The 6,383-nt window shown below is 43.9% G+C and carries 7 protein-coding genes; all 7 read right to left on the bottom strand.

Annotated features, from left to right (window positions below; translation table 11 throughout):
- On the bottom strand, positions 1–481 hold a 481-nt coding region (locus NUV48_09305; protein MCR4442333.1), incomplete at its 3' end, for a DUF4372 domain-containing protein.
- Positions 482–785: 304 nt separating this feature from the next.
- Positions 786–1,898 carry a TRAP transporter substrate-binding protein DctP gene (gene dctP / locus NUV48_09300; GenBank protein MCR4442332.1) on the bottom strand — a complete coding sequence of 371 codons (1,113 nt, stop codon included), beginning with the start codon at positions 1,896–1,898 and terminating at the stop codon, positions 786–788.
- Between the two features lie 103 nt (positions 1,899–2,001).
- Complete coding sequence (locus tag NUV48_09295) at positions 2,002–3,159, bottom strand: UxaA family hydrolase (protein MCR4442331.1); 1,158 nt, start codon at positions 3,157–3,159, stop codon at positions 2,002–2,004.
- Positions 3,160–3,212: 53 nt separating this feature from the next.
- The gene (locus NUV48_09290; protein MCR4442330.1) at positions 3,213–3,515 is read right to left on the bottom strand and encodes a UxaA family hydrolase; all 303 of its coding nucleotides are present in this window, start codon (positions 3,513–3,515) and stop codon (positions 3,213–3,215) included.
- A gap of 42 nt (positions 3,516–3,557) precedes the next feature.
- Complete coding sequence (locus NUV48_09285; protein MCR4442329.1) at positions 3,558–4,841, bottom strand: TRAP transporter large permease subunit; 1,284 nt, start codon at positions 4,839–4,841, stop codon at positions 3,558–3,560.
- A 44-nt stretch (positions 4,842–4,885) separates the two neighbouring features.
- Entirely contained in the window at positions 4,886–5,413 is a 528-nt protein-coding gene (locus NUV48_09280) for a TRAP transporter small permease subunit (GenBank protein MCR4442328.1), read from the bottom strand.
- A gap of 116 nt (positions 5,414–5,529) precedes the next feature.
- Positions 5,530–6,381 carry a 3-hydroxybutyryl-CoA dehydrogenase gene (locus tag NUV48_09275; GenBank protein ID MCR4442327.1) on the bottom strand — a complete coding sequence of 284 codons (852 nt, stop codon included), beginning with the start codon at positions 6,379–6,381 and terminating at the stop codon, positions 5,530–5,532.
- Positions 6,382–6,383 lie beyond the last annotated feature (2 nt).

The raw sequence follows: 6,383 nt of genomic DNA, 5'->3' as shown, positions 1-6,383 counted from the left end.
CAAAAAATCTAAGACCCAGATGTATCTTGATACCACCTTTGGTCTTTCTAAACTTAGCCCAAAGGAACTGGGAAAGACATAAGCTGATGGTCGTGGAATCAATTAGACGAAGACGTCCTAACCCTTGGCTAACGGTATCAACACCAATTTCTTTTCCGGCTTTAGCTTTGACGTCATTAAACAGCAACTGTAGAACTTTTGTTGGCAGTTCCCTTAGCTTGCGGGAAATCTGGGAAGCGCTGATGGAATCAAGGCCAATTGCTTCGCTAATCTTATCGTCATCTAGACTATGGCTGATATCCCGTAAACCATGGTGCTGTTCTAATTGAGCGTGAGCTATAAGTTCAATGAGTTGTAAGGTGTGCAGTTTCTTGGCGTATTTATCAACCTCCATTTGTTCTACTTGCGTCAGAAATTTTTCAGTTGAGATTGGTCCAAATAGTTGATGAAATGTGGATATTGTGGTATCCTTGCCTTGCATTTTGTTCTCCTTTATTTTAGAGATTTGGGCAAGAACTACCTTGTATCTCTATTATAAAGGATTTTTCTTGTTCTTCGCAATTATTGGCAAGTATCGGTCATTATTCTTCGATTATCTCGTGTATTCGTTGGTTGACAAACAGATTTTAATTTATTGCAACGCTAGTGAATTAATATAATTAATCAATCTCAGCAATACCAGCAAATAGGAGGGGTTATCAAAGACCCCCCCTTGGTTTAACTGTATAAATATTTACTATATTATTAAATTGACATTTGCCCAAGATCGGTCATATTGTGTCTTTCTAATTAAATAAACTGTATTTGGGTTGCAGGCTGTCCTCACGGTTTTTCCACTTCTTGATGAAATCAAGCTGATTGTCATATATTTTTTTGAAGGCAGCATCTTCTTGGGCATATTTTTCCATTATGGCTTTAGCCCGGGCGGCAATTTCTTTCTGTATGTCATCCGGAAGAACGAATATTTTTGTGCCATAATCCTTGTATTTTTGTAAACCATTAACATCCGCATATGAAAACTCAAGATAATCGCGCAGAGAAGCAGCCATAGCTTCATGTTTTAACAATTCCTTAAGGTCATCTGGAAGCTGGTCCCACTTGTTTTTATTGACTATGAGCAGGTTGCTGCTCAGAGGAGAATGAATCCCCGGTACGCCAATATACTTGGTAACTTCATGGAATCCCATATCCCAGTCGACACCAGGACCGCAGTATTCAAAAGCGTCAACAACACCGCGCTCCATGGCCTGATAAATCTCGCCGCCAGCCACGGTAATAACGGAAGCTCCCAGGCTCTTCATGACTTCGCCCCACAGTCCCATCGTGCGAAACTTCAATCCCTGGAAATCCTTCAGGCTTGTTATCGGTTTGTTGGAATGGCAAAACAGCTCGGCCGGAGCAGCAGTAACAACACCAATAACCTCAGCATTAAAGTCTTTGTACAGATCATTGGCCATAGTCATGCCGTCTCCCTTGTAAAACCAGCCAAGGTACTCAATGGCATTTGGTCCTCCCGGTGTGCCTGATGCGCCAAAAAGCAGCGCTTTTGCCCCCAGACGGCCTTGATCCATGGATGGATTAGGAGCCGCAATATCCAACACTCCTCCCTTAACGGCGTCCGTTACTTCATGGGCAGGCACTATGGCACCTCCGGCCTGCACATCGATAATAAGCCTTCCCCCGCTTGATTCTTTTACCGCTTGAGCAAATTGCTGCGCGCAGGTCATGTACGGGGTCCCTGCAGCAGCTGAAATCTGCATGGTCAACTTATAAGTTTTTGCCGCAGGCTCCTTTTCTCCGGTCTTGGCAGGTTCTTCTTTTTTAACTGAACACCCCGTAAGAACCATTGAAAAAACAAACAAAACAATGAACAAGGAACCCATTATTCTTTTTTTCACAGCTACCACTCCCCTTCATTTTAAAATGATTCTTCAGTGAACAACATTTTTTGTTACTCCTCGTTCATTTCTCCTGTATTAATCCATGGCATACCCCCTCTTTTTACATATGTACCCCGATATTCCAAATGCTTATGTTTCCATAACCAAAAACCTCGGCCTTCGACATTTTCCCCGAAGCCACTTCAATGATTTCATTAAGAATTATTTCCCCCCCTTCCTGGATGGTCATCCTCCCTTTGATAATCGCGTCAACACTCACATCTATATGGTCTTTCTTTACTTCAGCGGTTTTTGGATTACCGGTAACCTTGATGACCGGAGAAATACGCGTTCCTGCCGGCGAGCCGCCCCCTGTGGAAAAAACAATAACCTGGGCTCCTGCGGCATTTAGCCCGGTAAGCGCTTCCGGAGTCCTGCCGGGGCCATCCATAAAGAAGAGTCCTCTCCCGCAGGGAATTTCACCATACCCTATCACCCCTTGCAGCTGTTTACTCCCGGCTTTTTTGATGGCTCCCAATGATTTTTCTTCAATGCTTGTTATGCCCCCTTTGATGTTACCGGGTGCTGGATTAGCCCCTCTGATATCCATTCCGGATGCTTTTACCCTTTTTTCACAAAGCTCCACATAATGATAAAGCTTTTTTTTCACTTCTTCATTAATGGCCCTTTTGCTCAAAATGTGTTCCGCTCCGATTACTTCCGGCGTTTCTCCAAAAATAACCGTCCCTCCGGCTTCGATTATTCTATCCGCTGCAATTCCTGTTGCTGGATTGGATGAAATCCCAGACGTTGTATCGGTTAAACCGCACTTTATCCCTAAGGTTAAATTGCATAAATCACACGGTATTCTTTTAATTTTGGATACTTCATGTATCATATTTTTTAAGATGATATTTCCCCTGGCTATAGCCTGAAGATTTGCGCCTTCATCTTGAACCACCAAGCTTTCTACAACCTTACCTGTCTTTGCTATTTCATTCGCCAGGTAATCAGCCGTAATGGATTCACATCCCAATCCAACCACTAGTATGGCTGCAATATTGGGATTCTTCCCCAGCCCAACCAGAGTTCTCGCTGTCTGTTCTTTATCTTCCCCCAGCTGAGCGCATCCCTCCCTATGGTTCAAAACCAACACCCCCGGGTACATTTGTCCCAGGCGGTTAACCACATCATTTGCACACCCTACTGCCGGAAGAACCGCCACATAATTTCTGAATCCAAACTGACCATTGGCACGCTGATAACCCATCAGTTCCATGTTTTTCACTCCCGCAGCACATAATCTTCAGTGTTTAAACACATTCTGCCTGTTCAATCGTCTTTTGCCTCACTGCGTCCCCTCTGGCTGTCAACGTTGTGAACATGAACATGCTCACCCTTTTTGATATCTTTCGAAGCCTGCCCGATTATCTCGCCGTATTTGATGATCGGTTCGCCTTTGTCAATATCGCCAAGCGCGATTTTATGCCCAAATGCTATATCATCCTGAACTTTTAGAATGATTTTTTCTTTATCTGATTGCGCCTGGATAATCATCCCTTTCTTTACGTCGTCCAGCAATGTAGCCACATTATCCTTGGAATCAATAATTATTGCTTTTCCTTTGCTTTCCATTTCAAACCCCTCTTTTTTCTTGAATTATTCATACCATATGACTTAATTAAACTTTAAATTAGGAAGCCAAAGTATAATATTGGGAAAGGCTATAAAAAGAATAATAGCGATGGCAATCAGGCCCAAATATGGTATTATGCCTGAGATAATATCTTTAGTCGCAATACCCCACTCATCCTTGACAATTCCTTTCAGATAGAAAATGGCATAGGCAAACGGCGGAGTAATGAACGAGAACTGGAGATTGACGATAATCATCATCGCAAACCAGATAGGATCAAATCCCAGCACCTTAGCCAGAGGCGTAACAATGGGCACCATGATGAAAATTATCCCCAGCCAGTCAATGAACATCCCCAGCACAAAAAGTAAGGCCATAATAACAAAGAATGTTCCCCATTTTCCCAAGGGTATTGAGAGCAGAGCATTTGTCACCACATCACCGCATCCCATTTTAAGAAACAAGTTGGTAAACATCTTTGCTCCCCATGCAACCATTTGGGCAAGGCAGGATACTTTAACAGTACTCAAACACACGTCTTTTAACGCTTCCAAGGTCAATGAACGGTAACCGGCCGCCAGCAAAACAGAAGCCAGTGCCCCGACGGCAGATGCTTCCGTAGGAGTGGCCAAACCAAATATGATCGATCCAAGAACCGCAAATATCAATAACAAAGGAGGGAACAGCGAGGTTAAAAGCATCACTAACTTTTTCACAAAAGGAATCTGCCGTTCTTCAATGGAGACAGGCGGACCCAGCTCGGGTTTAATCAGGCAGCGCACATATACATAGAGGATATACAGCCCGGAAAGCAGCACTCCCGGTGTAAACGCCGCCATGAACAACTTGCCCACGGAAAGGGAAGCAGTAGGCCCATACATGACGATCATTACGCTGGGTGGGATGAGAATGCCTAAAGACCCGCTAGCGCAAATAGCACCACATATCAATTTTTTGTCATACCCTTTATTTAACATTGCAGGAATGCCAATCATACCCAGCATGATAACAGAAGCGGCAACAACACCTACACAGGCGGCCAGTATAGTCCCGATAATTATCGTGACAATAGCAAGGCCGCCTCGCAAGCCGCCCATCCAAATATAGAGCGTGTCAAACATTCTTTGGGTAATACCTGTTTTTTCTATCATCCCACCCATAAAAACGAAGAGAGGCACAGCCAGGAAGATGTAATCTCCCAAGATTGAGTAAACTCCGAGGCGAAACATTTCGAACACCTGCGGACCTTGGGTTAAAACGCCAACCGCCGCGGAAATCCCCGCCAAAGCAAAGGCGATGGGCATTCCGGCCAGTATTCCGGCCATCGCTCCTCCAAACATGATTATCGTAGTGAATTCCGGGGTAAATTCTAGCACTTTCCTTCACCACCTTCCGCGGAGCGGGTTTTCCGGTATTCAAGAATGTTCTGCAGAATATCTGCAATAAACTGGATTAGAAAGATTGTAAATCCAACAGCAATAAACAATTTGAACGGCCACAGGGGAGCATACCAGGTAGAACTGATATCTACCTCCATGCGCTGATAGGCTTGAAAAAAATCCATCCAAAACGTTTTAGTCAAATAAATATATACCGGCAAAAAAACAAGCAAACTGCTTATAGCATCAAAAAGCAATTTTATATTTGATGAATATTTCGCATAAAACAAATCAACGCGAACATTGCCCTTATGTTTTTGCAGGTAAGCTTGTCCTATCACAAAAAAAGTTCCGCCGATCATGTAGCTAAGAGTAAATGACCAAATTGTCGGCTTGTTAAAGAAATACCGCATAACAGTATCGTAGCAAATAGTAATGATCAAGATTGGCACAAGCCATTTTACAACTTGGCCCGTCCACTCGCTAAAAGCGTTAACAATTCTAATAAACTTGTGCATTCAATAACCCCCCCGATTATAAATAATCAATAAAATCTCAAGGCCTCTTATCTGATATTCCTCCCTTCCTGGCAAACTGCATTACCCGACTCATTTTTCCCAATCACCTCAAAATTTTACTTAACCGAATAGCTGAAGAAGCCCCTGCCTGTCTTGCGGCCCAGGTAACCAGCCCTGACCATTTTACGCAATAGCGGACAGGGCCTGTACTTGCTTTCGCCAAATTCCATGTGGAGGACTTCCATTACAGCCAGGCAAACATCCAGTCCTATCAAGTCACCTAGTGCCAGGGGCCCTATGGGATGGTTAGCTCCCAGCTTCATAGCCGTGTCAATTTCCTCAGCGCCGGCTGCTCCTTCCATCAGCAGGAAGGCAGCCTCATTAATCAAAGGGACCAGCAGCCTGTTTACGACAAAACCTGGTGTCTCTTTTACTCCCACCGGTACTTTATTCATCTTTTTAGTTAACTCTAAAGCTGTCGAAAATGTTTCCTCTGACGTTGCTGCGCCTTTTATCACTTCCACAAGTTGCATCACGGGGATAGGGTTGAAAAAATGCATCCCAATAACCCTGTCAGGTCGCGCAGTCACCGCACCTAATTCAGTAATGCTGAGACTAGAAGTGTTGGAAGCCAGAATAGCCGCCGGCTGGACAACTCTATCCAACTCCCGGTATACTTCTTTTTTAAACTCCATATTTTCTATCACCGCTTCGATGACAAAATCCGCGTCTTTGCCTTCTGAAAGCGCAGTAGTTCCTCTTATCCTTGATATTACGCCCTCTTTTTCTTCCCCAGAAAGTTTTCCCTTGTTCACAAGCCTGTTCAAGCTTTTTTCAATTTCAACCAATCCTTTTTCAATAAACCTGGTTTCCAAATCCCGCATTATCACTTCAAACCCGGATTGTGCTGCAAGCTGGGCAATCGCTGATCCCATTGTACCTGCACCAAGAACGAGTATCTTCTTTATCA

The sequence above is a fragment of the Peptococcaceae bacterium genome (assembly GCA_024655825.1).
GTDB lineage: Bacteria > Bacillota > Peptococcia > DRI-13 > PHAD01 > JANLFJ01.
Note: the sequence above shows the minus strand (reverse complement) of the source record. Positions and strands in the feature narration are given on the sequence as shown.

Bases quoted from the DNA above. Each gene is read 5' to 3' on its own strand.
- NUV48_09295 (MCR4442331.1), bottom strand. From the start codon at position 3,159: ATGGAACTGATGGGTTATCAGCGTGCCAATGGTCAGTTTGGATTCAGA.
- NUV48_09290 (MCR4442330.1), bottom strand. From the start codon at position 3,515: ATGGAAAGCAAAGGAAAAGCAATAATTATTGATTCCAAGGATAATGTG.
- NUV48_09285 (MCR4442329.1), bottom strand. From the start codon at position 4,841: ATGGCCGGAATACTGGCCGGAATGCCCATCGCCTTTGCTTTGGCGGGG.
- NUV48_09280 (MCR4442328.1), bottom strand. From the start codon at position 5,413: ATGCACAAGTTTATTAGAATTGTTAACGCTTTTAGCGAGTGGACGGGC.